This window comes from Sphingomonas adhaesiva (genome assembly GCF_036946125.1).
Taxonomy (GTDB): domain Bacteria; phylum Pseudomonadota; class Alphaproteobacteria; order Sphingomonadales; family Sphingomonadaceae; genus Sphingomonas; species Sphingomonas adhaesiva_A.
In genome coordinates, this window is sequence record NZ_JAQIJT010000002.1 from 86,100 (window position 1) to 111,645 (window position 25,546).

The window sequence follows — 25,546 nt, forward strand, 5'->3', positions numbered from 1 at the left end:
GTACGACCGAACGGTAGCAGGACCTCCATGCTCAAACTCAAGGCGAAGCGGATTGCTGTCCGCAACGCAGAATCTGCGATGGCTTTGGCCGGGATAACGGCCTCCGTCGTCGCACTGGACGACGAGGATCTGCTTGATCTCGCCGACATATTCGCTCGCGGATCCGATACGCCGCTGGGTTCGATCGCGAGGACCGAGATGGCGCGGCGGGGTATCTCACTTTGAGCTGACGGAGCGGCTGGTTCGCTCACTCGGCAACATCGTCTTCGTCTGCTCTTCCCACGAAACGGCAATGGCATCTGCGGGCATCAGCGCGGCGACGCTGAGCCCGGCATGCTGCCGCCCGGCGAGGATTGCCTCAACGACCGCAGGCGAGAGGAAGGCAAGCCGTACGATCCGGCACAGGTAGGATCGCGTCACACCTTCCTGCCGTGCAAGTTCGGTGACGCCGATACCGCCGCTTCTCAAAGTGTCCCACCAGCGCCGCGCCTGCACGATCAGTCGGATCAGACAAGCGTCTGGGGCGGGCAGGGCGGTGCTGCCATCATTGTGGACGAGCCGAACGGTGTGCCCGGATCGCGTGATACGCGCGGTAGAGGAGAGCGTGATCGTCGCTGGCGCGTCGTCCGGCAGTTGGGTGTCCAGGGCGGCTGCAATGCCAGTGGCGGAGCAAAGCACATCGACACCGTTATCCCGGATGACCACCTTCTCAACGAGCCGGATGAGCTCACCACCCTGGCGACGTTGCAGCGCGAGGGTGAGGGCCGCACAGCGCTCGCCAAGCGCGACCAGCCGATCCGGCGTGATGTCGAGCCACGCGGTGGCAGCCAGCGCCAGCGGGTCGGCAAGTAGCCGCACCAGTTCGCCTGCGACCAGTTGCTCGATCTCGCGTGCCGGGACACGCAGGCCAGTGTTGCTCTCGCCATGGTGAAGCGCGCGGCTGACGTAGTAGCGGTAGCGCGTGTTTCCCTTGGTCGCATGCACTGCGATTAACGGCTCGCCTGAAGCGTCGACGATCTTGCCTGCGAGCGGGCTCGGCTGCGAGGCGCGTTCGCGGGTGCGGCTGCCCTGGATGTGGCTGGCGAGCAGCTCCTGTGCCTGCCGAAAGGTGTCATCATCGATGATCGCGGCATGCTGGCCCGGATAGAGGAGCTCGCGATGCGCGATCTGCCCGGCGTAGATCGGGTTGCGCAGGATCTGATACAGCTGACCTCGCGTGAACCAGCCGCCGCCGAGCGGCTTGCCGCTGGTCGTGGTACGACGAGGCACTCTGATCCCGTCGCGCTCCAAGCCGATCGCCAGTTGCCGCACCACACCTACGTTGAGGTAGCGTTCAAATAGTTCGCGGACGAGATCGGCTTCCACCTCGACGATCGCGAGCGTACGGCCGTTGGGTTTATACCCCAATGGCGGCACACCACCCATCCACATGCCCCTGGCCTTGGAGGCGGCGATCTTGTCGCGGATGCGCTCGGCGGTGACCTCGCGCTCGAACTGCGCGAACGAGAGCAGCATGTTGAGCGTCAGCCGACCCATGCTGGTGGTGGTGTTGAACGACTGGGTGATGCTGACGAAGCTGGTGCCCGCCTTATCGAACGCCTCGACGAGTTTGGCGAAGTCGAGCAGCGAGCGGGTAAGGCGGTCGACCTTGTAGACGACGATGATGTCGATCTGAACCGCGCCGGGTTTGCCGGAGGCCCCAACTCCTGAGAGGAAGGGGCTATGACGAGCAAGACGACGAACAAGTTTTCTCCTGAGGTGCGCGCGCGTGCAGTGCGGATGGTGCTGGACCATGAGAAGGATCACGCGTCGCGTTGGGCCGCGGTGGTGTCGATCGCGGCGAAGATCGGGTGTGCGGGGCAGACGCTGCACGAGTGGGTAAAGAAGGCCGAGGTCGATAGCGGGATGCGCGCCGGGGTGCCGAGCGACGTCGTCGACCGAATGAAGGCACTGGAGCGGGAGAACCGCGAACTGCGCCAAGCCAACGAGATCCTGCGCAAGGCGTCGGCGTATTTTGCGATGGCGGAGCTCGACCGCCGAGCGAAGTGATGGTGTCGTTCATCGACGCGCATCGCGAGGTGTACGGGGTCGAGCCGATCTGCCGGGTCCTGCCGATCGCCCCATCCACCTACCATGCCCATGTAGCGAGCAGGATTGAGCCGACCAGAAGGTCGGCTCGGGCTCAGCGTGACGATGCGCTTGGGCCGGAGGTGCGCCGCGCGTTCGAGCAGAACTTTCGCGTCTACGGCGTGCGCAAGGTCTGGCGGCAGCTGCGGCGCGAAGGGTTCGACGTCGCCCGCTGCACCGTTGCCCGCCTGATGCGGGCGATGGGTCTGGCCGGCGTGATCCGCGGCAAGCCGGTCCGCACCACCGTCAGCGACCGGACGGCGCCATGCCCGCTAGACCGGGTCAACCGGCAGTTCCGTGCACCGGCGCCGAACATGCTCTGGGTGTCGGACTTCACCTACGTCGCGACTTGGGCGGGCTTTGTCTACGTCGCCTTCGTCATCGACACCTACGCTCGCCGGATCGTTGGCTGGCGCGCCAGCCGGAGCGCACATGCCGGCTTCGTCCTGGATGCGCTCGAGCAGGCGCTACATGACCGACGACCGATGCGGGGTGGCGGCCTCGTCCACCATTCCGACCGCGGCAGCCAGTACGTGTCCATCAAGTACACCGAGCGCCTGGCCGAAGCGGGCATCGAGCCGTCGGTCGGAAGCGTCGGCGACAGCTACGACAACGCTTTGGCGGAAACCATCAACGGCCTCTACAAGGCCGAGGTGATCCACCACCGCGGCCCTTGGCGCAGCTTCGAGGCGGTCGAGTACGCCACGCTGGAATGGGTGGACTGGTTCAATCATCGCCGGCTGCTCGAGCCTATCGGCAACATCCCGCCCGCCGAAGCCGAAGAGCAATACTATGCTGCCGCGGACATCATCCCTATGGCGGCGTGACTCACATCCAACGGCCTCCGGCAAACCCGGCGCGGTTCAATCCGGCCTGCCGCGACGTCCGCGAGCAGCCGCTGCAGCGCAGGGCGCTCCAGCGTGCCGCCCGAGATCCCGCCATCATCGTATGCCTCCTTGACCTCGGACCAGCCCTCTGAAGCCTGGCTCAGGATGTAGGCAGCGCATGCCTCGCGCTGCGCATCCAGGCTGTTGAAGCTCTGCTCCAGCCCCTCATCCGACGATTTGCGGGTGTAGATGGCGCAGCGGACCGTCTTCATGCCGCCACCTTCTTCTTCAGCCCGAAGAAGGCAGGCCCCGACCAGCGCGTGCCGGTAATCGCGCGTGCGACCTCCGACAGGCTCTTCCACTCGCGCTCATCCCAGCGGATGATACGATCCTCACCAACGGTCACGACATGCAGCCGTCCCTGCCATTCACGCACCAGCCGCATGCCGGCACTCGCGGGTGCCGTCTTCGTCGCACCGCGCGCGAGCTGGTCGAGCGTGCGCACCGTCTCGCGCGACAGCCCACCCAGGCGCCGCGCCTGCACCTCCCAGCCGAGCGCCAGCCGCAGCAGCTTTGGGCTGACGTTTGGCACGGGATCACCACACAGCTTCACCCAGGTTTCGCGCAACTCGGCCGGAGACAGCGTCGCCAGCCTGGCGAGCTCGTCAGCGACCTCGATCATGCCGCACCCGCGATGCGGTAGGTCGTTACGCCGTCATGCTTGAACCGCTCGATCTGATGACCTTTGTGGCGCAGTCCCGTCAGCGCAGCGCGCGTGGTATGTGGCAGCCAGCCGGTGGCGGCGATGATATCGGCGAGCGTGGCACCGTCATCGCGCTGAAGCAGCGAGAGCACGGTGTTGGTCTTGGTTGCGCGCGGTGCGGGTGCGGGAGGCGGAGGTGCCACCCCCCCTCCGACGAGATCCTCATCTGCACCGCTGGACACGCCGATCGCCGCCAGCCCGGCTGCGGTGGCAAAGACGCCATAGCGGATGTCGCCATCAGTGCGGGCGGTGTGGCCGGCGTCTACAACTGCACGCTCTTCGGCGAGGCCGCGCTTGGCCAGCGCGACGATGGAGCGAGCAGCGCCGGCGGCAGAGCTGAGGGTGGAGGGGAGCGGGTATAGGCTGCCGGCTTCATTGCGGGCGGCATGCGCCAGCAGGAGCGTCTGCGTGTCGGTGAGCGTCATGGGTGATCCTTCGTGACGCAGCGCGGCACCAGCGCCGCCTGCACCACCCACAGCCCCGGCGATCGCTGTCGCCCGGGTGCCGCACTCCTTTAAAGGCGGTACGGGTCGAGCAGCGTGTCGCTCCAGTGCGAGGCTAAGTCCAGCGGTTCATCCCAATTGCGGAAGATTGTTCGTGCCGGATGTTCCAGCATCTCATTCATCGATAAACGGCGACGCAGACGAATTCCGCAGAGAACAACAAAAGCGTTTATTATTGCATAGCTGACGACATCAGCTGCCAGGCTGGAGGTAGGGATAGGACGAAAAAAGCCGCCTCTGCCATCCGCGCGGATCATGTTCTAACGAATTACTCTCGTCTACGATCATCGTGGCTCTGCCCGGCAATTCGTACTGCGGCCAGCCGGGATCGCCAGCGCGAGCAAACGAAACGAAGATATCCTGAACTGCTCGCGACACCCCCCGAGTGACATTGTCGTCGCCGGTGCCAGCTGAGCGCGCACTCAACGTCCCGAACAGGAGCGGAACGTCGATGCAGTGGAATGCGCCCCGTCTCGGGTCCGCTCGGGAGGCGAAGTCAATCTGATAGAGCCAGGTCGGCGCGCTCGCCCGTACGCGCGCTTCTGCCACTTCAAGTTGGGGTCGCCAGCTTCGTCCTGCCGTGGTCGCCAGAAAATACACGTCGGCCGGGCTCGCGGCAGGAAGGTGTCTGCGATACTCGGCAATGATCCATTCGGGCGCAGCGTCGACGGGAAGCTCGGGGGCTGTGCGTTCACCGACATTGGCCCATGTCATCGTTTGTACAAATGCGCTTTCTGGGTCGCTGAAACTGCGCGTCTCGTCGTGCGCGCTACCGCTAAGCAGCGGAATACCCACCGAAGATGGTGGAGCATCGGGCCAGAATGGATGCCGCGGCAAGGGGCCACGATCAAGCACCGGTCCCATGTAAATGGGCCCGCCGGCAATCGGATCATCCATGTCCAATGCCTCAATTAGTCGCTCGACAGGCATGTGGGCGAGCGTCGACAGATCGCTAACCGGCACTTCTAGTCTCGTGCAATATGCTCTAGCGCGCCGGGTGGCGTGCAGCGGGCCTGAGGCCGTGACCTGCTGCCCGCTCATGGTCGCCGCCCGTTGGAAAAGGCCTGTCGCTGCAGGCATCGCCATCAACGTGGTGACTTTGCCGCCCCCGCCGGAATCGCCGAAGACCGTGACGCAGCCCGCGTCACCGCCGAAGGCGGCGATGTTGGCTCGGATCCACTGCAGGGCGACGATCAGGTCCAATTGTCCTGCGTTTCCACTGTTCGGGAAGCGCGGATCGAGCCGCGCGAGATACAAATAGCCGAGTGCGTTGAGGCGATGATTGATCGTGACCACCAAGACGCCGCGCGACGCCAGGTGTCGCCCATCGCACACCGCATCGTTTCCGCTGCCGAAGGCGTACCCGCCGCCGTGAATGTAGACCATGACGGGCAGCTTCGCGCCAAACCTCGGATCGGGCGTCCAAACGTTGAGCGACAGGCAATCCTCCGCCTGTAGTCCGCGGGCGGTTCGCTGCGGGCAGACAGCACCGTAGGTCGTGGCGCGGACCAAATCCCGGGCTGGAGGAGCTGCCACGGGCGCCTGGAATCGAGCGGCGCGCCCGTAGCGAATTCCAAGGAACCGGCTAACGCCACTGTCATCGCGCTCTCCGACGAACCGCCCGGCGGCGCACGTCACGGTGATGCCTCTCGTGCGACCCCATGCGGCGCCGGCGGTCAGACCGATGGCGCCCGTCAGCACCGCGCGGCGCGTGGTGTCGCTCATTCGGCAGGCGTGGCATGAGAGGACGCCCGCGCCGCGGCCGTCGCCTCCGCCAGCAGGACGTTGACCAGTCGCAGGCGGATGGTGCTGCGCGACCAGACCACGCCGATGCGGCGACCGATCTGCGGCGTGGGCAGCGGTAGGCGGACGATGTCGATGCCTTCCGGCCATGGCGGGGACCAGTCGGGGACGATGGAGACACCAAGCCCGCGATCGACCATCACCGCGATGGCGTTGAGCGCGTTCAGTTCGAAGCGTTCGTGCGGCCGTATGCCGGCGTGGCGCAGATATTCGTCGGCGTGGCGCCCGCCCCACTGATTGCGATCGTAGCGGATCAGGGGCTCGTTTGCGAGCAGATCGTGCGCGTCGCGATGCGCCAGCCGCGCCGGTGCCAGGACGATCAGCGGCTCCTCGCGCAACATAAGCCAATCGCAGGTTTTGGGCAGCAGGTACGGCGCCTCCAGCACGAAGGCGGCGTCGAGATTGCCGCTTTCCACCTGACCGTAGAGCTGCGCGGAATTGCCCGAGGCGATGTGGACGGTGATGTCAGGGAAACGGGCGCTGACCTGCACCAGGATCTGCGGCAGCATTCCCATCAGCGGAGTGGTGCACGCGCCCAAATGGAGTTCGCCGCTCAACGCATCGTCGTTCGCGATGCTCCTCAGGTCGGCGGCATCGCGCAGCAGCTGACGCACGTGCGAGAGCACGCGGCCGCCCTGTTCGGTCATCCGCATCGTCCGGCCGACGCGGACGATCAGCGGCACGCCCAGCTCGCGTTCGAGCGCTTGGAGTTGCTGCGCGATGGCGGATGGGCTGATGTTGAGGACGCGGGCGGCGGCGGCCATCGATCCCTGATCGACGACGGTGACGAACGTCCTCAGGAAGTGGATGTCGATGCGACGCGCTCCGGTTCGAGATCCGCCCGGCCCTTGCGCCCGCCGCCGGTGAAGATGGTGAGCCCGTCAATCTGCGCGCGCGACGGCGGCGGGAAGAGCAGGCTGGCGATATAGCCGATTATGATCGACGCGACGATCGCGATGGCGAGATAGAAGTACGGGTGCACCAGCGCGAAGATCCACGCCACGAGCGTCAGCACCGAGGCGCCGGCGATGCCGATCGCGGTTCCCTGCCAGTTGGCGCGCGTGGTAAACATGCCCAGCGTGTAGGCCCCGGCGCAGCTGCCGCCGAGCAGCCCGAACAGTTCAATGGTCAGGTCGAGCAGCGAATGCACGTCGAGCCGCGACAGCACGATCGCGATCGCGACGCCCACGACGCCGGTAAGCACCGTCATCCATTCGGCGAAGCGCACCGCCTGCTTCTGGGTCGGCGGCGTGCGGCGCAGCTTCTCATAAAAATCGACCGACAGCAGGGTGGCGACCGAATTGATTGTGCCCGACAGCGTGCCCATCGCGGCGGCGAATAGGCCGGCGATGATGATGCCGGTGACGCCGTGCGGCAGTTCGGTGCCGATGAAACTGGGGAAGACCGCATCCACCGGCAGCATCGGATCGAGGCGACCGGGGTTGGCGCGGTAATAAGCGAAGAGCGTAGTACCGATGACGTAGAACAGCAGGCCCGCGGGCAGCAGCACCGCGGCGAAGAACCACACTGATCGGCTGGCTTCCTTCTCCGACGGGGTGGAGAGCACTCGCTGCATCAGCACCTGATCCTTGGGGAAGGTGAGGATGGTGTCGAAGGTGTAGAGGATTATGAACCCCCAGAGGGTCGGCGTGGTGAAGTCGAAGCTGACGTTCACGAACTTCGTCTTGTCGAATTGCATCGCGGTGTCGTAGATCTGCGTGAAGCCGATCGCGTGGACGATGAACCCGATCGTGAACAGCGCGCCTGCCATCAGCACGACGACCTGGAACACGTCGGTCCAGATCACCGCCTTCATGCCGCCCAGTGCGGTATAGACGATCGTGCAGATGCCGATGACGAGGATGCACAGGACGATATTGGTGCCTGTAATCGTTCCGATCGCGAGCGCGGGAAGGAAGAGGACCACGCCCATGCGCCCGCCGACGTGCATCAGGATGGCAAGCGCCGACGAGATCATCCGGATGACGGGGTGAAACCGGGTTTCCAGATAGCTGAAGACCGAAACCAGATTGAGACGTCGAAACAGCGGAATGACCCAAAAGGCGACCGCGATCAGCGCGGCCACCGTCACGATCTTCGACATCAGATACTGCCAGTCGGTGTCGAACGCCTTGGCGGGGACCGCCAGGTAGCTGATCGAGCTCGTATTGGTGGCGAACATGCTGATGCCCGCGGCCCAGAAGGGGATGGCGCGGCTGCCCAGGAAGAACTCGCTGGTCGATCCCATCCGCGATCGCCGCCAGAAGTGGAAGCCGATCGTGAGCATCGCGGCGAGGTAGGTGCCGATGATGGTCCAGTCGAGCCAGCCGAGCGGACGCCGCTTCAGCTCCAGCGTCGCCGTGGAGGCGGTGAGGCGGCCGTTCGTCTCGGTGACGGCGATGATCCCGTCGGTGACGGGAGCGACCGCGCTGCCATCTGGTAGGGCGTAACCCAGCGACGCCCATGCGTCCGTGATGACGCTGTAGCTGTACCAGCCCGTCCCGGTGGCGGTGCGGACGAGAGCCAGAAGATAGGCCTGTCCGATGGCGCGCGCGGAACCCGCGACGATCGGTCCGGGAGCGGCGGCGCGCGCCACCCAGCCCTGCTTGGCGGTCCAGCGCCATTGCCGGTCGGCCAGCGCGACGAACAGCGCGGTCTCGCGCGCCGCCAGCGCGATCGGCGCGCCGCCGTCGGGCCATGGCGGCAGCGCGCGCCAGCCGGCGCCATTAGGCGCCATACGAAAGAGGTGGGATGCGCCGCGCGCATCGCGACCAGCGACCACCAGACCCTCGGGTGCCCAGGCCGCCTGCTCGTCGGTCAGGACAACCGGGAGCGGGGGCAGCCCCCGCGTCGTCAGGGTCGAACCGTTGCGTGAGAGGAGGGCGATACCGTCTTTCGTCAGCAGCGCGGCCCGGCTGCCGTCACTGACGCCTACTCGAACGCCGGCCAGCCCGGTCGTGGCGAGCACGTCCCAGCCGCTGCGATCCGTGCGCAGGATCGCCGCCATGCCACCACGGATCGCGACAGGCCGCGCGTCGAGCGTGACCAGCACCGGCGTTCCCACACCCGGCAGGGCGGGGGCGGGGATCGCCTGCCGTCGTACCGTCGTCGCGGCCGTGTCCGCGGTGACGGGAAGGGACCATGCGAAAGCGAGCAACATGAGACAAAGGGCGGTGATCCGGCGCATCGTCAGCGCTCCCCGCGGTTGGCGCGGGCGAGCAGCGCTTCCGCCTCCGCGACGATGGGACGGTCGACCATCGCGCCTTCAAACGCGAACGCACCATGTCCTGCCGCTGCCGCATCACGCGCGGCGGCCACGAGCCGTCTCGCGCGTTCGAGCGCCTGCGCCTCCACCCCGAAGACGGCGTTCGCCAGCGCAACCTGCCGGGGGTGGATACAGCTCTTGCCGACAAAGCCCAGGCTGCGCGCCAGCTGGGCTTCGGCGATGAACCCCTCGCTATCGGCGATGTCGGGCCAAGCGCCGTCGGAGGCGAAGCATCCGGCTTCCCCGGCGGCAAGCCGGATCGACCATAGCGCCGTCTGGACATGCTCCCGCACACGGCGGGTGATGCCGAGGGTCGCGAAGAGGTCGTTCAGTCCGACCTGCAATCCGACGACCGCCTGGTGCGCGGCGCCGATGTCGGCTGCCCTGGCAAGCGCGTTCGGCGTCTCGATGTTGACCAGCAGGGACGGCACGCGGCCCATTGCTCTGGCGATACGCGCGGCTGCGGTACGGAGCATGTCCGCGTCGTTGATCTTGGGCAGGTTCAGCATGTCCACGCGCGCCGCCGCCAGCGCCGCCAGGTCCGCGTCGAATGCGGTGGACGAGGGATCGTTGACCCGCACGATGATGGTCTTCGTACTCATGCGCACCGCATCGCTCGCCAGATATTCGGCCAAACGGGCACGCGCCGCCGCCTTGCCATCCTGTGGCACCGCGTCTTCCAGATCGAACGACAGCGCGTCCGCATCGCCGCCGAGCGCCTTGTCGAAAAAGTCGGGACGCCCCCCGGGCACGAACAGCTTGCTGCGCAAAGATCCTCCCCGCCCCGTCGGATCGATCGACCGAAGCGCAGGAAAACTATCTTGTACGTCTGACGGGGCGCAAGGGAGATAGTAACACCACGTAAAAACTGCGGTGTGAACGCAGCCTCAGGCGTCTTATCCGCTTCGACGCACGCGGTAGAAGGCCTTCAACAAAAGAGATAGGAACGGGAGGGGATCGATGGGGATGTTGCTTCGTGCGCCGCTGGGCGTGCTGATGGTTTCGGCAGCGTGGACTGGCGCCTGGGCGCAGCAGCCGGGTCCGCAGCCGGCGCCGCGCACCGCCGCGCAGGATGCCGCGATCGAGCCGGGCGATGACAATAATAGCGGTGCCGACGTGATCGTCACCGGCAACCGCATCCCCAAGGCGGTCGACAAGATCCCGGGCGCGATCACGCTCATCACGCCGGCCGAGGTGCAGCGCTCGCTGACCATCACCGAGGATAACACCGCGGTGCTGGCCAAGACGGTGCCGGGCTATTCCGAGTCAAATCAGACGCTGAACACGCTTGGCGAGACGCTACGCGGGCGCACAGCGCTCTACCTCTTCGACGGCATCCCGCAGTCGACGCCGTTGCGCGACGGCAGCCGCAACGCGACCTTCACCGACATGGCGACCGTCGAGCGGATCGAGGTGATCGGCGGCGCGTCCGCATCCGAGGGGATCGGCGCGGCAGGCGGCGTCATCAACTATATCACAAAGCGCGCAACCGAGCCGGGTATGCACCTGAACGTCGGGGGACGCCTGGGCGGGCAGTTCCGCGACGACAGCACGGTGTGGAAGGTGCAGGGCGACCTGTCGTACAAGGGCGACGATCTGGATGTCTTCGCGGCCGCGGCCTATGTCGACCGCGGCGCAACGTATGATGCGCGCGGGCGTCGTATCGGTCTCAGCGCGTCGAGTTCGCTGGCGGATTCGACGCAGAAGAACGTCTTCCTGAAGGCCGGCACCGACCTGGGCAGCGGCGACGTGCAGCGGCTGGAGGTGACGGGCAGCTACTTCAAGCTCGCGAGCAAGGGCAATTATCACTATGTCGCCGGCAATCGCGCACTTGGTCTGCCGGACACGTCGGAGCCGGGGCCGTTGCTGGTCAACGGGCAGGACGTAACCCGGGAGGAGTTCAACGAATTCCTGCAGAGCGCGATCAACTATCGCCATAGCGACCTGTTCGGAGGTACGCTCGTGGCGACCGCTTACTGGGCGCGTCAGTCGATGCGCTACCCCGGTGAGAACGGCACCGATCGGCAGGACCCGCTGATTGCGCCGCTGGGCACGCTGGTTGACCAGTCGGAGGTATTCTCAAAGAAGTACGGCGTCCGCACCTCCTATTCGCGGCCCAATTTCCTGATCGAGGGGCTGGAACTGCGCTTCGGGATCGATGTGGTCCACGACCAGACCGAGCAGCGGCTGGCGCTGACCAACCGCGTCTGGGTGCCGCCGATGAACTACACAAGCTTCGGACCCTATACCCAGCTGTCGTGGGACATCGGCCCCGTGACGCTGACGGGCGGCTGGCGCCACGAGGACGGTCGCGTGAAGGTCGACGATTATACCACGACCTACTTTCGTAACCGCGTCTTCGTCAGCGGCGGTACGCTGAAGTACAAGAACGACCTGTTCAACGGTGGCGCGATCTGGCGCATCGGCGGCGGCTTCTCGGCCTTCGCGTCGTACAGCGAGGGCTTCACCCTGCCCAACGTCGGCATCCCGCTGCGCAACATCAATCAGCCGGGCCAGTCGGTGCAGGGCATCTTGGACCTGCAGGCGGTGGTGTTCGAGAACAAGGAGGCAGGGGTCAACTGGCGCGGCAGCTGGGGCAGCTTCGGCGCGTCCTACTATCGCTCCTACTCGCGACTGGGCTCGACGCTGAGCGTCGATCCGACGACGCTCGACTTCGTGCTCAACCGGCGCCCGGTGCGCATCACCGGCGTGGATGCCACCGCGGAGATCCGCCCGACCAGCACGCTGCGCGTCAACGCGGTCTACAGCCACGTCAACGGCAAGACGAGCCGCGCGAACAACGTCGTCGAGCCGCTCGACGTCACGCTCGGCATCGTCAACATCGCGCCCGACAAGCTGAACACGACCATTACCTGGTCGCCGATCGAGGCCGCGTCGCTGTCGCTCGGGATGGACAAGACGTTCACGCGCACGATCAACGAAGGCACCGCACTGCGCGAGCGGACCACGGGCCGGACGCTGTTCGACCTAACCGCGCGCTACCGCGTCGACGGCGTCGGCACGGTGTCGCTGGGGGCGGAGAACCTGCTCAACAAGTACTATTTCCTCGCCTTCTCGCAGATCGACTTCTTCCAGAACTATTTCGCTGGACGTGGTCGCACCGTGTCGCTGACGCTGCGCAGCAACTTCTGACCGGCGCGCGACAGGGGACGGGGGACGGCATGAGGGGATCGACGGCGAAGCGCGTGCTGGTGGCGGGGTCGGCCAATGCCGACCTGGTGGTACGTGCGCCGCACATCCCGGCCCCCGGCGAGACGGTGCTGGGCGGTGACCTCGCCACCGTTCCGGGTGGCAAGGGCGCCAACCAGGCGGTCGCCGCGGCGCGCGCGGGCGGTGCCGACGCGGCGATGCTGGTCGCACTGGGGGATGACGCCGCGGGCGAGATGCTTGAGGGCTCGCTGCGCGGCGCGGGCGTGGCGCTGCACGTCGTGCGCAGTGACCGGGCGACGGGCGCGGCACTGATTACCGTCTCCGATCAAGGGGAAAACGCGATCACCGTCGCGCCGGGCGCCAATATGGACCTGCGCCCGGAGCATCTGCCCGACCTCGTCGACGTGGCGTGGCTGGTGCTGCAACTCGAAATCCCGATAGAGGCGGTGGGCGCCTACGCCCGTGCGGCACGCGCGGCGGGGGTAAAGGTGATGCTGAACGTCGCCCCCGCGCAGCCGGTGCCCGCTGACCTGCTTGCGTCGGTCGACCTGCTGGTCGCCAACGAGGAGGAGCTGGCGGTGTTGGTCGGCGCAGGCTCGATCGGCGATCGTCTGGCGGCGCTGGGTACGCCGATGGCGGTCGTGACGCTAGGCGCCCGCGGTTGCTGTGCGTGGACGGGAGAGAGCTACGTGCTTCAGCCCGCGTTTGCGGTGTCTGCGATGGACACGACGGCGGCGGGGGATACCTTCTGCGGGGCGCTGGCCGCGGCGTTGACGCGTGGCGAGCCGGTGCCGGCGGCGTTGCGCTTCGCCAGCGCGGCGGCGGCGCTGGCTACCACACGAGCGGGCGCGCAATCGAGCGTGCCGACGCGGGAGCGGGTCGACGCGCTGCTGGCAATTGCCGGGCACGATCCTTCCGCTGCCGCGGCGCTGGCGGACCATTGCGGCGTCGCGTCGCACCCCCAATTGACGATCGGCTTTACATGACTTCCTCCCCGCACCGCACCACCACCGACGTGAAGTTCAGCCACGCGCTGACGGGTCCGTACCTGCCGACGCCCGGCAAGGCGCCGGGCTGGCCGTTCCAGGAAATGGGGCGCTGGACGATCGACGTCGCCGGGGCCGCGGACGCGTGGCTGACGGGGTTGCGCGAGTGGCGGCGCGAGCATCGGCTGCGGATCGGGCTCGACGACAGTCTGTACCGGCGCGAGGATCTGGCCTGGTCGCAGCGCAACTTCGTCCATGCGCTGGTGATGGTCGAGGACCTGTTCTTCTTCGACCCCGATACTGGACGCTACACCGTCGACCGCTATCTCGACGATCTGGAGGCGCGGTTCGGCGGCGTCGACAGCGTGCTGCTGTGGTACATCTACCCCAATATTGGCGTGGACGATCGCGGTCAGTTCGACCTGGTCCATGACCTGCCCGGCGATCTGGATGGGCTGCGGCAGGTGGTGGACGACTTCCACGAGCGCGGGGTGAAGGTGTTCCTGCCGACGATGCCGTGGGATCACGGTACGCGTGAGGGAGACGCGCCGGACTGGGAGCGGATGGCGGACATCGTTGCCGCCACGGGCGCGGACGGGATCAACGGTGACACCTATTCCGGCGTCCCGCGCGCGTTCCACGTCGCGTGCGAGGCGCGCGGGCGCGCGGTGGTGCTGCAACCGGAATCCACCGCACAAGCCGGCGATCACATTCTCAGCTGGAACCTGCAAAGCTGGACGAAGCGCGTCCCCAACGAATCGATCCCCACGGTGCTGAAGCTGAAGTGGGTCGAGCCGCGCCACATCGTCCAGATTGAGAACCGCTGGAGCCGCGAGCGCTGGAGCGACCTGCAGCACGCCTTCTTCAACGGCATCGGCTATGTCGCGTGGGAGAATGTGTTCGGCTTCGTCAACATGTTGACGCAGCGCGATGCCGCGACGCTGCGTCGGGTGGCGATGATTCAGAGGCAATTCGCCGCGCTGATGACGACCGACGACTGGGTGCCCTATGCACCGACGTTGCAGGCAGGCGTCTTCGCCAGTCGCTTCCCATCGCGCGACATGACGCTGTGGGCGCTTATCAACCGCCAGGAATATGCGCTGGATGGCGATTTGATCGAAGTGCCGCATGTCGAGGGTGCGCGCTATCTCGACGTCTGGAACGGGTGCGAGGTGACGCCGCGGATAGCGCGCGACCAGGCCGTCTTCGATGGCGCGATGGATGCCCGCGGTTTCGCCGCCCTCGTGCAGGTGATGCCGGGCGCCGACGTCGAAGGACTGGCCGCGTTCCTTCGCGAGATGGCGGCCCACGCCGGCTCGCTAGCCGACCTCCCGGCGACATGGGCGCCCGCGGTGCAGGCGGTCGAGCCGGTCGCCGCGACGCGCGCCTATTGCACTTCGCCAGAGGGTATGATCGCGATCCCCGCGACGACCTTCGACTTCGCGGTACACGGCGTGGTGATCGAGGGCTATGCCGCGGAGGGCGTCGACGTCCAATATCCTTGGGAGCCGTCGCCGCGGCGCTTCCACCGCCACCGGGTCGACATCGCCGCCTTCGCGATCGACCGCTTTCCGGTGACCAATGCCGACTACAAGGCGTTCGTCGATGCGACCGGCTATGCTCCGGCGGATCGGCACAACTTCCTGCGTCACTGGCATGACGGCTCGCCCGTACCGGGAAGCGGGCGCCAGCCGGTGGTGTGGGTCGGGGTCGAGGACGCGCGCGCTTATGCCGAATGGGCGGGCAAGCGCCTGCCGCGCGAATGGGAGTGGCAATATGCCGCGCAGGGCGACGACGGCCGCCGCTATCCCTGGGGCGATGCCTGGGACGAGCAGGCCGCGCCTGCGCCCTCGCTGGCGCGCGACATGCCCGCGCTGTCGGATGTCGATTCGCATCCGGCGGGCGCCAGCCCCTTCGGCGTGATGGCGATGACGGGGCACGTCTGGCAATGGACCGACGTCTATCGCGACCGCCACGTCCGCGCGGCGGTGGTGCGCGGGGGCAGCCCGTACCAGCCGCACAGCTCGCACTGGTACTTTCCGCAGGGCTATGCGCTCGACCAGCATGGCAAGTACCTGTTGATGGCGCCGTCGAAGGATCGTTCGGGTGGGATCGGGTTCCGCTGTGTCGTCGACCTCTGAGCGGGCTATGACCTTCGCGCGGCCGGGTGCGGTGACGCTGGGCGGGGTGCTGGGCGAAGCGGTGACGGCGAACCGGCGCGGGCGGCTGTCGACGTTCATCACGGGGCCGGACAGCCCGGCAATCGCGATCTTCGACCCCGCGACCGCGGCCGCGAACGAGGGCGGCGACTGGTACGGCGAACATGCCGGCAAGTGGCTGTTCGCGGCGGCGCGCGCCGCCGCCCGCGCCGGTGATGCTGCGTTGCTGGCGACGGTGCGGCGCGTCGCCGATCACCTGCTATCGTTGCAGGATGCCGACGGCTATCTCGGCAACTATCCCCCGCCCCGCCGCTTCATGGTGAAGCAGCCGCCCAAGCCGTTCACGTGGAATGGCGAGCCGGCGTGGCGGACGTGGGACGCATGGACCCACGCCTATCTGATCCTGGGGTTGATCGAGGCATCGCGCGCGACCGGGGACGATCGCTACCTGTCGGCGGCCTGCGCGATCGGCGACTTGTTCGCCGGGGTGCTGGGCGGGGGCATCGTGCGGATCACCGATCTGGGCAACCACTTCGGCCTGTCCGCCACCGTGCTGATCGATCCGGCGTGCGAGCTGTTTTTCGCGACCGGCGACACGCGTTACCGCGACCTAGCGCTGCTGGTGCTGGATCAGGCCGAGGCGGATCCGCACAGCGCCTTCCTGACCGCGGCGTTGGACGGCGCCGATCCGTCCACGATCGCGACCGGCAAAGCGTATCAGCTGCTGTGGAACTTGGTCGGCCTTGCCAAGTTGCACCGTGCGACCGGCGAGCCGCACCTGCTGAAGGCGGCGCTGGCGCAGTGGCAGCGCGTGCGCGGCGAGCACCTGACGCTCGGCGGCGGACCGTGGGGCGGGGTCGCGCATCGCTCGCGGGAGGTCTTCAATGCCGCGGGCGCGTTCAGCCCCTATGGCTATGTCGAGACCTGTTCGACGATGGCGTGGATCCAGCTCAATCGCGAACTGCTCGCGGCACTGGGCGACGCGCGCTTCGCGCAGGAGATCGAGCGCGCGGCCTATAACGACCTGCTTGGTGCGCAGGCCGCGGATGGCGAAGATTGGTGCTACTACAGCTTTCCCAACGGAAAGCGCGTCCACACCACCTATTGGCGGTGCTGCAAGTCTAGCGGGGCGATCGCGATCGAGGAACTGCCCGAACTCGCCTACGGCATCACCGCTGACGGCGCGGTCGCCATCAATCTGCTGGTTTCGTCGACAGCCAAGCTCGACGTGCCGGGGTTCGGCGCCGTGACAATTATGCAGACCTCCGACTATCCCTTTGATGGTGTGATCCGGATAGCGATTGAGGCCGGTCAGAAAGCACTGCCGCTCGCCATCCGCATCCCCGACTGGGCCGAGGGCGCGACGCTGGACGGTCTGTCGGCTCCGCTGGCCGCCGGTGCGTACGCCCGCGTGGAAGCAAGACAACAGCTGACGTTGCGGCTGCCGATGGTGCCGCGATTGCACGCCGCAACGCTGCGCAACGTGCAGGAATCGTTGGCGCCCGACGGCGCGCCGGTGGCGCAGGAGGTGATGTGCCACGACTATGTGGCGGTGACGCGCGGTCCCCTCGTCTACGCCAGCGACCTGGTCGACGGCTTCAAGGTAGAGGAGACGGTGCGGTTGCCCGCCGATGCGGTCGCGGTCGCCGCGGACGATGCGCTTTCGCTCGTTCCGATGGATCGCGCGCCGATACCGCTGCAACCCTATTACCGCGCCGGTGGGCGCCACGATGGCGCATGGCGGCTAACATGGTTTCGCCTCGCGCCGAAGGACAGACGATGAGCGCGTTCGACGCAGTGAAGCGCACTGGCGGGGCAGGTCCGCTCGCGGGGATCAAGGTGCTCGACCTCAGCGCATATATCGCGGGTCCCTATGGGTGCACGCTCCTTGCCGATCAGGGGGCGGCCGTCATCAAGGTGGAGCCGCCCGCGGGCGACAATTTGCGCAACTATCCCTCGACATTGGAAGGAGAGAATCGCGCGTTCCTGGGCGTCAACCGCTCTAAGCAGGGGGTGGTGCTCGACCTGAAGCGCGACGACGATCGCGCCGTTCTGCTGGCGTTGGCGGACGAGGCGGACGTGCTGGTCCACAACTTCCGTCCCGGAGTCGCCGAGCGGCTGGGCATCGACCATGCGACGCTCTCGGCCGCCAACCCCCGGCTCATCTATTGCGCCGTCACCGGCTATGGCGAGCAGGGGCCGATGGCGGGCAAGGCGGGATACGATCAGGTGCTCCAGGCCATGACGGGGATGTCGCGGCTGCAGGGCAAGGCCAGCGGTCCGCCCGAGCTGACCTACGGTTCGCCGGTCGATTACTATGCCGCGGCGCTGGTAGCGGGCGGAGTCGCCTCCGCTTTGTACGAGCGTGAGCGCAGCGGGCAGGGCCAGTATGTAGGCGTGTCGCTGCTGCGCAGTGCGCTGACGATGCAGTCAGCGCGCATGATCCGGGGACCCGGCGAGCGCCACGACATCTCGCGCGATATGCGGTCGGGCGGCATAACGGGACTGCATCCGACGGCTGAGGGGTGGCTCTACTTGTCAGCGAACACGGCCCACTTCTGGCGCGCGCTATGTGACCGCGTCGGGCTGCCGGAACTAGCCGACGATCCGCGCTATGATACTGTCAGGAAACGGGCCGATCGAGCCGGCGAACTCGTGCCGCGACTACGTGAAATGTTGTTGGCGCGCACCGCCGAAGAATGGGAGGATTTGCTCGCTGACTCGGTACCGTGTTCCGTAGCCCGCGGGATCGAGGAAATGTTCGACCATCCCCAAGTTGTGGCCGAGGGGCTGATGGTTGACATTCCTCATCCGACGCTTGGCCATTATCGTGGCGTAACTCGACCGCTAACCTTCTCGCGCACGCCGGTGCCTGATCCGTATTCAGCGCCGCTCCTGGATCAGGATGGGCCCAATCTCCGTAAGCTGCTGCGTCACTAGAGCGGCTTCCAATATTTGCGGCCGGGCTACGAGGCTTCCACGTAGTGCTTTGTAAGATCCAAGTGCGCCTGATCGATTAAGCAAATCCTAGGCCGCCCGCGTCCGCTCGCCGGCCAAACCGATGGCGGCTGGACGAACAGCTACCCATGGGTTAAATCGGTCGACTTAGAGGCGCGGGAGGTGGCGGTGCGTGGTAGCGCGACTGGATACCAGCGGTGAGACTTGCATCCGGCGTTACAGCGGCTCGCCTCTGATCGCGAATGAGGAGGCGGCATGACCTACGATCTGATCGTGGTGGGTGGCGGGATTGGCGGGTCGGCGCTGGCGGCGGTGATGGCCCGTACGGGCAAGTCCGTGTTGCTGCTGGAAAAGTCGACGGTCTATGAGGATCGCGTCCGCGGCGAATGGATCGCACCTTGGGGCGTGGCGGAAGCGAAGCGTCTTGGGCTCTATGACAGGCTGCTCGCGGCGGGCGGCCATCACCTCACCAGCCATGTCACATACGACGAAACGCGCGATCCCGCCGCGGCGGAGGCGGGCGCGCTGCCGCTTGGCATGTTCGCGGAGGGGGTCGCGGGACCTTTGTGCATCCGCCACCCGGTGCATTGCCAGACGCTATTCGACGCTGCGGTCGCGATGGGCGCGACCGCGCTGCGCGATGTGACGGTCGGGGAGATCGTCCTCGGCGACGCGCCGTCCGTCACCTACGTGCATGACGGCGCTGAGCAGATAGCCCGCGCGCCACTGATTGTCGGTGCAGAGGGGCGGCAATCGTTGGTGCGGCGTGCTGCGGGGCTGACGCTGCATCAGGACAGGCCGCATCATTGGTTTGCCGGCCTGCTCGTAGACGACGTGGCGGAGATCGACCCGCTGCGCCAGACGATCGGCACCGAGGGTGATTTTGCCTTTTTGACCTTTCCGCAGGGTAATGGGCGTGTACGCGTTTACGGGGGTTGGAGCCTGTCCGACAAAGCGCGCTTCGCTGGCACTGAAGGCCCGCGGCGTTTCCTTGATGCCTTCCGGTTGCCGAGCGCCCCGCAAAATGAAGCGATCGCGAACGGCAGCCCGGCGGGACCGCTTTTTGCGTATTACAACAATTGCAGCGTGGCCGAGCGCCCTCATGCGCCGGGCGCAGTATTGATCGGTGACGCGGCGGGGTGGAATGATCCGATCCTCGGGCTTGGCTTGTCAATAACGTATCGTGACGTGCGGATTGTGTCGGGCATCCTCAAGACCGAAGGCGGGCGGCCCGACTTCCGGCCATATGCCGTGGAGCGTGCAGAGCGAATGCGGCGGCTGCGCGCCGCTGCGGAACTGCAGGCGGGGCTCGACATGGAGTTCGGCGAGCCGGCGCGTGAGCGTCGCCGCCGCTATCATGAAGAGTGCGCGGAGGATCCCGCTTTGGGGATGCACGGCGTCGCCGTGCTGGCAGGGCCCGAAACGGTGCCGCCCGACGTCTTTACTGCGGAGCATCGCGCACGCGTTTTGGGAGCTTGAACCATGCCGGATGCGAGTGACATCGAACGCTACAATGCCGAGTGGCTGGCGGCGTGGACCGCGAAGGATGTACCTGCCTTGTTGGCCTTCTATGCCGAAGACTGCGTCTACCGTGATCCGCAGACCGCCGCGGGGCTCCGGGGCCACGACCAGCTTCGCGCTTACCTGACGGGGTTGTTCGCCGCGACGCCCGCCATGACCTATACGCCGGACGAGATATGGTCGACGCGCGACGGCTACACCGGGCGGTGGTATTGCGATGTCGAGGGCGGAGGGCGGCTGCGTGGATTCGATCTCGTCGTGCTCGATTGCAACCGCATCACATTAAACGAGGTCTACGTACACGATCTCAAACCTGGCTGAAAACCGCGCGGCGCCGCGGATGGTCGGAAAAGCCGGCCGGTGCGTTTCGCATTATCGTTGGAGCCGGCATCTGGGTCGACGACCCAGCTAAGGTGCGCGCGCAAACACCACAGCGTCCGGGTTGTCGATCAAGTCTCGGATCGCTCCGACATCACCCTGATCAACCACGCCATAGACCGGCGTCGCCGCCTGTCTGGGATCGGTGATGCGCAACTGATCGGTCGCGTAGCGGTTGATCGTTTCCACCACCTGCGCCAATGGCTCGCCGCGAAAAACAAGCTTTCCACGCGTCCACGCGGTGATCGACGCGGGGTCGGCCGCTGCGGACTGGCTGATGAAGCCGATGGACTGCCCTGCGCGCGTGGCGGTTCCGAAGGCGACCTGCTCACCCTTCGATGCCATCTTGACGATCGGTTCGGCCGACTTGCCCCCGGTAGAAGGCAGCGCAATTTCAACGACGCCCTCGACAACAGCGACCGACGCATCCTCCTGCCGCAGCGTGACGTCGAAAGCGGTGCCAACCGCGCGCACCTCGCCATGCGCGGTCGCGACAACGAACGGGCGCTGGCGATCGTGCGCCACCTCGAACAACGCCTCGCCCTGCAGCAGGCGTAGGTCGCGTCGTCCCGCGCTCAGCCGCACGGCGACCCGGCTGTCCGCCGCCAGCGTCACGGTCGATCCGTCGGCGAGGTGAATGACGCGCCGCTCGGCATGACCCGCTGCATATTCGGTCGCAGGCAACAATGCCGCGGAATGCGACAGCCACCATCCGCTTGCTCCGCCCACGCTAGCCACGATCGCCGCGGCGGCGGCATACGCAGTCCAACGCCGCGTCGCGGCGGGCGGTTTCTCGACTTGTGGCAGAGCGGGCCGCTCCTGCCCGCCCAGCCATGACCAGAACGCCTCCGCTTCGGCGCGATCGTCGGGGTGGATTTCGTCGTCGCGCCCATCGAGGAAGGCGTCGAACACCACTTCCGCACGCTCGGCGAGCGGCAGTGGCGGTGTCGCGGGCGGGGTGGGGCGGCGGCTCATGCGCCACGATCCATCAGATGACCCAGCCGGCGATAAAGATGCAAGGTCGCCGTGGTCAGGTGCTTTTGAACCATGCGCGGGCTGATCCCCAGCTCGCGTGCGATCTCCCCGGTGTGGCGCTCGTCGAAGCGGCGCAGCACGAACACCTCGCGCACCCGCGGCGATAGTTCCGCCAGGGCCGCGGTGAGCGCAGCGCGGACGTCGGCGGCGCGTCGTCGCTCCTCCTGATCGGGATAGACGGCGGGATGATGCTCCTCGGCCAGTGGAACAGTCGGCATCGCGCGGCGATGGCGATCGGCGATCAAGTTAGCGGCGATGCGAAACAGATAGGCTTGCGGTGCCTCCAGCGTACGCTGCTGCGCGCTGGTCATCAGCCGCGCGCAGGCCTCTTGCACCAAGTCTTCGACCTCATGGGGGTCGCGCACCCGGCGCGCGACAAAGGCGCGCAGCGCGGCGCGATAGCTCGCGAATGCCTCTTCGTCCCACGCCTCCGGGGGGATCGCGGTCGCGTCGGTCGCGTGCTGCTGTGTCATGCCCCTGCCATCCCGCCAGTGATGACGCGAACCGGGGTGCAATGCGAACGTGGAATACCGCGCGCGCAAAAAAATAACGGCGGTCAGGTTCGCGAACGGCCATTCCTTGCGTCATCACATGAAACGACAGGCGCAGGGACCTGTCGCGGTCGGGGGACCAGATGAACAGGAATGCCTACTCACTGCTGGCGTCGGCGTGTGCGCTTGCGCTGGCGACGCCCGCGTTTGCTTCTGCCGGGGAGGGCGCGGTCGCCATCGACGTCACCGCGGCCCGGCTCGACGCCGCGCTGCTCCAGGTAGCGCAGCAAACCGGCGTGCAGCTGGTCTTCACCGATCCCGCGATCGGCAGCCGCCCCGCGCCGCGGCTGTCCGGGCGCTTCACTGCGGGCGCGGCGCTCGACCGCCTGCTCGCGCATAGCGGTTATACGTGGCGCTTCACCGGCCCCAACCGTGTCCGGGTGGTGCCGCAGGAGGTGGCGGGGCCGCAGTCCGGTGCGCTTCGCCCCGCCGCGCTGATGCAGGCTGCGCCGTCGCAAGCGCCGGAGGAAGGCCGCACCGCCCCCTCTACAGCCGCGGTCGAGGCCGCCGTCGATGGCGACCCGGCGGACGAAGCACCACCCAGTGACATCGTCGTCGTCGGCAGCCAGATCAAAGGCGCGAAGACCACCGCCGCGCTGCCGGTGACGGTCGTCGACGAACAGCAGATCCGCAACACCGGCGCGGTCACTGGCGACGAATTGTTCCGCTCGATCCCGCAACTGGGTGACGTAACTTTCAACAGCTCATACCTGCCCAACAGTTCGAACGCGGCGCGCGGCGACGTCGGCTCGGTCAACCTGCGCAACCTAGGTGTCGGCAACACGCTGGTGCTGCTCAACGGGCGGCGCGTGGTGAACCACCCGACCAGTCGCGCCGACGACAACCTCGTCCCGGTTCTGACATACAACACCAACGCCATTCCCGTCTTCGGGCTGGAGCGGCTGGAGGTGCTGCGCGACGGTGCGGCGGCGATCTATGGCTCGGACGCGGTCGCGGGGGTCGTCAACACGGTCCTGCGCACCGACTACACCGGCATCCAGATTGAGGGGCAGACGGGCTACCCCGAGGGCACCAGCACGACGGAGAGCAACGTCAACCTGCTTCTGGGCAAGGATCTGGGTGGCGGACGCGGCAACGTGACGCTCTTCGCCAGCTATGCAACACGCTCTGCGCTGCGCAGTTCGGAGCAGGATTACACCGCCTCGGACGACAAGCGACCGCTGTTCGTCGGCACCCGGTTCGAGGGCGCGAGCGCGCTCGACGGGCGCGCTTCCATCACGCCCTGGGGCTCGTTCCAGACGGTCGGCAATGTCCAGGTACGCCAGGGCAGCACCGTCCTCACCAACGCCTCTGGCCAGTTCCACATCCAGCCGTCGACCAACAGCGGCTGCCAGACGAATGCCACCACAGGGCTGAAGAACGGCCTGTGCATAGATGACGGCACCAACACCGCCGCTGCCGACCGCAACCTGCGCTTCGATCCGCGCGTCGCCTACGACACCTACATCCAGCCCAGGGTCGAGCGGATCAACCTGTTCCTCAACGGCCATTACGAGCTGGGCGACAACCTGGAGCTGTTTGGCGAGGCGGGCTATTATTCCGCTACGACCGACAGCATCCAGTCGTCGTCGGGCACGCTCAGCTCGCTGCCGATCGTGATTCCGGCCAGCAACTATTACAATCCGTTTGGTCCCACCGTGCTGAACGGCGCGGCGAACCCCAATCGCCTGCCCGGGATCAATGCGCCCGCGTCAGGGCTGGCAGTGACGCTGTCGAGCTACAATGTCGCCGATGCCGGCCCCAATCTGGTCCATGTAAAGAACGACCAATGGCGCGCGCTCGCCGGGCTGCGCTGGGACTGGCTCGGCTTTCAATGGGAAAGCGCGGCACTCTATTCACAGGCGACGGTACGCGACACGTCGGACGGCATCAGCGCAACCGCGCTCCAGCGTCAGCTGGGGCTGTCTACTCCGAACGCCTACAACCCGTTCAACGGTAGCAACCTCGCCGATCCCAGCGGTGCGGACACGACGCTCAGCAACGCCGCTGCGCTCGATGCCATCCGCGTCACCTCCACGCGGTTCAGCAAGGCGACGCTGGCGCTGGCCGATCTGAAGGCGTCGCGTGCCGACCTTCTGACGCTGCCCGGCGGCAACCTGGGGATCGCTTTCGGGGCCGAAGTGCGGCGCGAAACGCAGCTCGACGACCGCGATCCACGCGTCGACGGCACCATCACGTTCACCGATAGCGTGACCGGCAACGTGCTTGGCTCCGATCTGGTGGGGACCAGCCCGTCGCCCGACACCAGCGGCCGCCGCACGGTCGCCGCGGCCTATGTCGAGCTGGCGGTGCCGGTGATCGGGCCGGACATGAACGTGCCGCTGGTGCGCAGTCTGGAATTTCAGCTGGCGGGCCGGTTCGAGCATTACAGTGACGTCGGTTCGGTCGCGAAACCGAAGATCGCGGGCGCCTGGGACGTGGTGCGCGGGCTGCGGCTGCGCGGTTCCTACGCCGAGGGGTTCAAGGCGCCGAACCTGGAGCAGATCAACGCCCGCGTCGTGACGCGGTCGAACACCCGCACCGACTGGATCCGGTGCGAGGCGCAACTGCGCACCGGCGCGATCAGCAGCTTCAGCAATTGCGCGCAGTCGTTCGCGATCCAGGCGCAGCGCGCCGGCAACCCCGGCCTGCGCCCGGAGACGTCGAATACCTGGAGCGCGGGCGTGGTGCTGGAGCCGGCCTTCCTCGAAGGATCGCTCGGCCGCCTTACGTTCACTGCCGACTATTGGAACGTGAAGCAGAAGGGTATCGTCGGCATCTTCGGCGAGGGTAATGCGCTGATCTCCGACTATCTCGCGCGCGTATCGGGATCGACCAACGCCAATGTCGTTCGCGCCGCGCCGACCGCTGACGACATCGCCTTGTTCGCGGGCAGCGGGATCGATCCGGTGGGACGCGTGCTGTACGTCCGCGATCAGTATGTGAACCTGCTGCCGCAGCAGGCGTCGGGCGTCGACTTGGGTGCGACCTGGCGCTGGCCGGACTTCGGCGCGGGGCGGTTCACATTCAGCGCCAACGCCGCCTATCTCGACAAGTTCTTCCTGCAGCCCTCACCGCCGATCCAGGATCTGATCGACGCCCGTGCCGCGGGCAAGATCAACGCGGGCACCAACATCGCCGACGCCGGCAGCCTGGTACGCCAGAACGGCAAGCCGCGCTGGCGCGTCACCGGTTCCGCCAACTGGAGTTATGACGCGTTCGAGGTGGGGGCGTTCACGCAATATACGGGCAGCGTGGATGACACCGGCCTGATCGACAGCGCGGGGGCGCCGTGGGTGGTCGACAGCCAGATGACGTACAATCTGTACGCGCAGCTATCGGTCGGCAACAAGGCGGAGGGACGCTATCGCCTGCGCATCGGCGTGCGCAACCTGACCGATGCTAAGCCGCCGTTGTCGTCGAACGGCTTCCTCGGCTCGCTCTACACCCCCTATGGCCGCTATTGGTACGCCAACGTGCGCGCCTCGTTCTGATCGGA

General features: G+C 66.6%; 20 protein-coding genes and 1 other annotated feature. Of the genes, 10 read left to right on the forward strand and 10 right to left on the reverse strand.

Features of this window, described 5'->3' with window-relative positions; all coding sequences use genetic code 11:
- The first annotated feature begins 27 nt into the window (after positions 1-27).
- Positions 28-225 carry a hypothetical protein gene (locus tag PGN23_RS06955; protein ID WP_335302177.1) on the forward strand — a complete coding sequence of 66 codons (198 nt, stop codon included), beginning with the start codon at positions 28-30 and terminating at the stop codon, positions 223-225.
- On the opposite strand, the gene PGN23_RS06960 is transcribed toward PGN23_RS06955, so the two are convergent.
- On the reverse strand, positions 217-1,794 hold the full coding sequence (locus PGN23_RS06960; RefSeq protein WP_335302178.1) for a recombinase family protein: 1,578 nt from the start codon (positions 1,792-1,794) through the stop codon (positions 217-219). The genes PGN23_RS06955 and PGN23_RS06960 overlap by 9 nt on opposite strands.
- On the opposite strand from PGN23_RS06960, the gene PGN23_RS06965 reads away from it, so the two are divergent.
- A protein-coding gene (locus PGN23_RS06965) for an IS3 family transposase (protein ID WP_335302179.1) occupies positions 1,723-2,954 on the forward strand; the annotation gives its coding sequence in 2 pieces (ribosomal slippage) (positions 1,723-2,014 and positions 2,014-2,954; 1,233 coding nt in all). The genes PGN23_RS06960 and PGN23_RS06965 overlap by 72 nt on opposite strands.
- Positions 2,007-2,123 (forward strand) — a sequence feature (AL1L pseudoknot). (Overlaps the previous gene by 117 nt.)
- Here the strand turns inward: PGN23_RS06965 and PGN23_RS06970 are convergent.
- The 7 genes from PGN23_RS06970 to PGN23_RS07000 all read right to left on the reverse strand — a co-directional run bounded on the left by PGN23_RS06970 (position 2,918) and on the right by PGN23_RS07000 (position 10,058).
- A complete protein-coding gene (locus PGN23_RS06970; protein ID WP_335302180.1) occupies positions 2,918-3,226 on the reverse strand; it encodes a recombinase family protein in 309 nt (102 codons plus the stop codon). The two genes, PGN23_RS06965 and PGN23_RS06970, sit on opposite strands and share 37 nt — an antisense overlap.
- On the reverse strand, positions 3,223-3,636 hold the full coding sequence (locus PGN23_RS06975; RefSeq protein WP_335302181.1) for a DUF2924 domain-containing protein: 414 nt from the start codon (positions 3,634-3,636) through the stop codon (positions 3,223-3,225). The genes PGN23_RS06970 and PGN23_RS06975 overlap by 4 nt, the downstream gene beginning before the upstream one ends.
- Positions 3,633-4,142 (reverse strand): DUF3489 domain-containing protein, encoded by a 510-nt coding sequence (locus PGN23_RS06980; protein WP_335302182.1) that lies wholly within the window; start codon positions 4,140-4,142, stop codon positions 3,633-3,635. The genes PGN23_RS06975 and PGN23_RS06980 overlap by 4 nt, the downstream gene beginning before the upstream one ends.
- Before the next feature lie 270 nt (positions 4,143-4,412).
- The gene (locus PGN23_RS06985) at positions 4,413-5,945 is read right to left on the reverse strand and encodes a carboxylesterase/lipase family protein (protein ID WP_335302183.1); all 1,533 of its coding nucleotides are present in this window, start codon (positions 5,943-5,945) and stop codon (positions 4,413-4,415) included.
- On the reverse strand, positions 5,942-6,787 hold the full coding sequence (locus PGN23_RS06990) for a LysR family transcriptional regulator (RefSeq protein ID WP_335302184.1): 846 nt from the start codon (positions 6,785-6,787) through the stop codon (positions 5,942-5,944). Before PGN23_RS06990 ends, PGN23_RS06985 begins: the two co-directional genes overlap by 4 nt.
- Positions 6,788-6,819: 32 nt before the next feature.
- Positions 6,820-9,183: a sodium:solute symporter gene (locus tag PGN23_RS06995; RefSeq protein WP_335302185.1), complete on the reverse strand. Its 2,364-nt coding sequence runs from the start codon at positions 9,181-9,183 to the stop codon at positions 6,820-6,822.
- Between the two features lie 29 nt (positions 9,184-9,212).
- Complete coding sequence (locus tag PGN23_RS07000) at positions 9,213-10,058, reverse strand: HpcH/HpaI aldolase/citrate lyase family protein (RefSeq protein ID WP_335302186.1); 846 nt, start codon at positions 10,056-10,058, stop codon at positions 9,213-9,215.
- Between the two features lie 190 nt (positions 10,059-10,248).
- On the opposite strand from PGN23_RS07000, the gene PGN23_RS07005 reads away from it, so the two are divergent.
- From PGN23_RS07005 to PGN23_RS07035, 7 genes are all read left to right on the forward strand, one after another.
- Positions 10,249-12,441, forward strand: coding sequence for a TonB-dependent receptor (locus tag PGN23_RS07005; RefSeq protein ID WP_335302187.1), 2,193 nt, complete (start codon positions 10,249-10,251; stop codon positions 12,439-12,441).
- A 29-nt stretch (positions 12,442-12,470) separates the two neighbouring features.
- Positions 12,471-13,445 (forward strand): ribokinase, encoded by a 975-nt coding sequence (locus PGN23_RS07010; RefSeq protein WP_335302188.1) that lies wholly within the window; start codon positions 12,471-12,473, stop codon positions 13,443-13,445.
- Entirely contained in the window at positions 13,442-15,586 is a 2,145-nt protein-coding gene (locus PGN23_RS07015; RefSeq protein WP_335302189.1) for an SUMF1/EgtB/PvdO family nonheme iron enzyme, read from the forward strand. Before PGN23_RS07010 ends, PGN23_RS07015 begins: the two co-directional genes overlap by 4 nt.
- Positions 15,587-15,593: 7 nt before the next feature.
- Entirely contained in the window at positions 15,594-17,387 is a 1,794-nt protein-coding gene (locus PGN23_RS07020; RefSeq protein ID WP_335302190.1) for a beta-L-arabinofuranosidase domain-containing protein, read from the forward strand.
- The gene (locus tag PGN23_RS07025; RefSeq protein WP_335302191.1) at positions 17,384-18,544 is read left to right on the forward strand and encodes a CaiB/BaiF CoA transferase family protein; all 1,161 of its coding nucleotides are present in this window, start codon (positions 17,384-17,386) and stop codon (positions 18,542-18,544) included. The genes PGN23_RS07020 and PGN23_RS07025 overlap by 4 nt, the downstream gene beginning before the upstream one ends.
- Positions 18,545-18,817: 273 nt before the next feature.
- On the forward strand, positions 18,818-20,041 hold the full coding sequence (locus tag PGN23_RS07030) for an FAD-dependent oxidoreductase (RefSeq protein ID WP_335302192.1): 1,224 nt from the start codon (positions 18,818-18,820) through the stop codon (positions 20,039-20,041).
- A gap of 3 nt (positions 20,042-20,044) precedes the next feature.
- Positions 20,045-20,404 carry a nuclear transport factor 2 family protein gene (locus tag PGN23_RS07035; protein WP_335302193.1) on the forward strand — a complete coding sequence of 120 codons (360 nt, stop codon included), beginning with the start codon at positions 20,045-20,047 and terminating at the stop codon, positions 20,402-20,404.
- An 87-nt stretch (positions 20,405-20,491) separates the two neighbouring features.
- Here the strand turns inward: PGN23_RS07035 and PGN23_RS07040 are convergent, their stop codons facing one another.
- Both PGN23_RS07040 and PGN23_RS07045 read right to left on the reverse strand, forming a co-directional pair.
- On the reverse strand, positions 20,492-21,436 hold the full coding sequence (locus PGN23_RS07040; RefSeq protein WP_335302194.1) for a FecR family protein: 945 nt from the start codon (positions 21,434-21,436) through the stop codon (positions 20,492-20,494).
- Positions 21,433-21,969, reverse strand: a complete 537-nt coding sequence (locus PGN23_RS07045; RefSeq protein WP_335302195.1) for an RNA polymerase sigma factor — start codon at positions 21,967-21,969, stop codon at positions 21,433-21,435. Before PGN23_RS07045 ends, PGN23_RS07040 begins: the two co-directional genes overlap by 4 nt.
- 161 nt (positions 21,970-22,130) lie before the next feature.
- Here PGN23_RS07045 and PGN23_RS07050 point away from each other — a divergent pair, with 161 nt between their 5' ends.
- The gene (locus tag PGN23_RS07050; RefSeq protein ID WP_335302196.1) at positions 22,131-25,541 is read left to right on the forward strand and encodes a TonB-dependent receptor; all 3,411 of its coding nucleotides are present in this window, start codon (positions 22,131-22,133) and stop codon (positions 25,539-25,541) included.
- Positions 25,542-25,546 lie beyond the last annotated feature (5 nt).

Excerpts from the sequence above, each read along its gene's own strand:
- PGN23_RS06955 (WP_335302177.1), top strand. The coding sequence starts at position 28 with ATGCTCAAACTCAAGGCGAAGCGGATTGCTGTCCGCAACGCAGAATCT.
- PGN23_RS06960 (WP_335302178.1), bottom strand. The coding sequence starts at position 1,794 with ATGGTCCAGCACCATCCGCACTGCACGCGCGCGCACCTCAGGAGAAAA.
- PGN23_RS06970 (WP_335302180.1), bottom strand. The coding sequence starts at position 3,226 with ATGAAGACGGTCCGCTGCGCCATCTACACCCGCAAATCGTCGGATGAG.
- PGN23_RS06975 (WP_335302181.1), bottom strand. The coding sequence starts at position 3,636 with ATGATCGAGGTCGCTGACGAGCTCGCCAGGCTGGCGACGCTGTCTCCG.
- PGN23_RS06980 (WP_335302182.1), bottom strand. The coding sequence starts at position 4,142 with ATGACGCTCACCGACACGCAGACGCTCCTGCTGGCGCATGCCGCCCGC.
- PGN23_RS06985 (WP_335302183.1), bottom strand. The coding sequence starts at position 5,945 with ATGAGCGACACCACGCGCCGCGCGGTGCTGACGGGCGCCATCGGTCTG.
- PGN23_RS06990 (WP_335302184.1), bottom strand. The coding sequence starts at position 6,787 with ATGGCCGCCGCCGCCCGCGTCCTCAACATCAGCCCATCCGCCATCGCG.
- PGN23_RS06995 (WP_335302185.1), bottom strand. The coding sequence starts at position 9,183 with ATGTTGCTCGCTTTCGCATGGTCCCTTCCCGTCACCGCGGACACGGCC.
- PGN23_RS07005 (WP_335302187.1), top strand. The coding sequence starts at position 10,249 with ATGGGGATGTTGCTTCGTGCGCCGCTGGGCGTGCTGATGGTTTCGGCA.
- PGN23_RS07010 (WP_335302188.1), top strand. The coding sequence starts at position 12,471 with ATGAGGGGATCGACGGCGAAGCGCGTGCTGGTGGCGGGGTCGGCCAAT.
- PGN23_RS07015 (WP_335302189.1), top strand. The coding sequence starts at position 13,442 with ATGACTTCCTCCCCGCACCGCACCACCACCGACGTGAAGTTCAGCCAC.
- PGN23_RS07020 (WP_335302190.1), top strand. The coding sequence starts at position 15,594 with ATGACCTTCGCGCGGCCGGGTGCGGTGACGCTGGGCGGGGTGCTGGGC.
- PGN23_RS07025 (WP_335302191.1), top strand. The coding sequence starts at position 17,384 with ATGAGCGCGTTCGACGCAGTGAAGCGCACTGGCGGGGCAGGTCCGCTC.
- PGN23_RS07030 (WP_335302192.1), top strand. The coding sequence starts at position 18,818 with ATGACCTACGATCTGATCGTGGTGGGTGGCGGGATTGGCGGGTCGGCG.
- PGN23_RS07035 (WP_335302193.1), top strand. The coding sequence starts at position 20,045 with ATGCCGGATGCGAGTGACATCGAACGCTACAATGCCGAGTGGCTGGCG.
- PGN23_RS07040 (WP_335302194.1), bottom strand. The coding sequence starts at position 21,436 with ATGAGCCGCCGCCCCACCCCGCCCGCGACACCGCCACTGCCGCTCGCC.
- PGN23_RS07045 (WP_335302195.1), bottom strand. The coding sequence starts at position 21,969 with ATGACACAGCAGCACGCGACCGACGCGACCGCGATCCCCCCGGAGGCG.
- PGN23_RS07050 (WP_335302196.1), top strand. The coding sequence starts at position 22,131 with ATGAACAGGAATGCCTACTCACTGCTGGCGTCGGCGTGTGCGCTTGCG.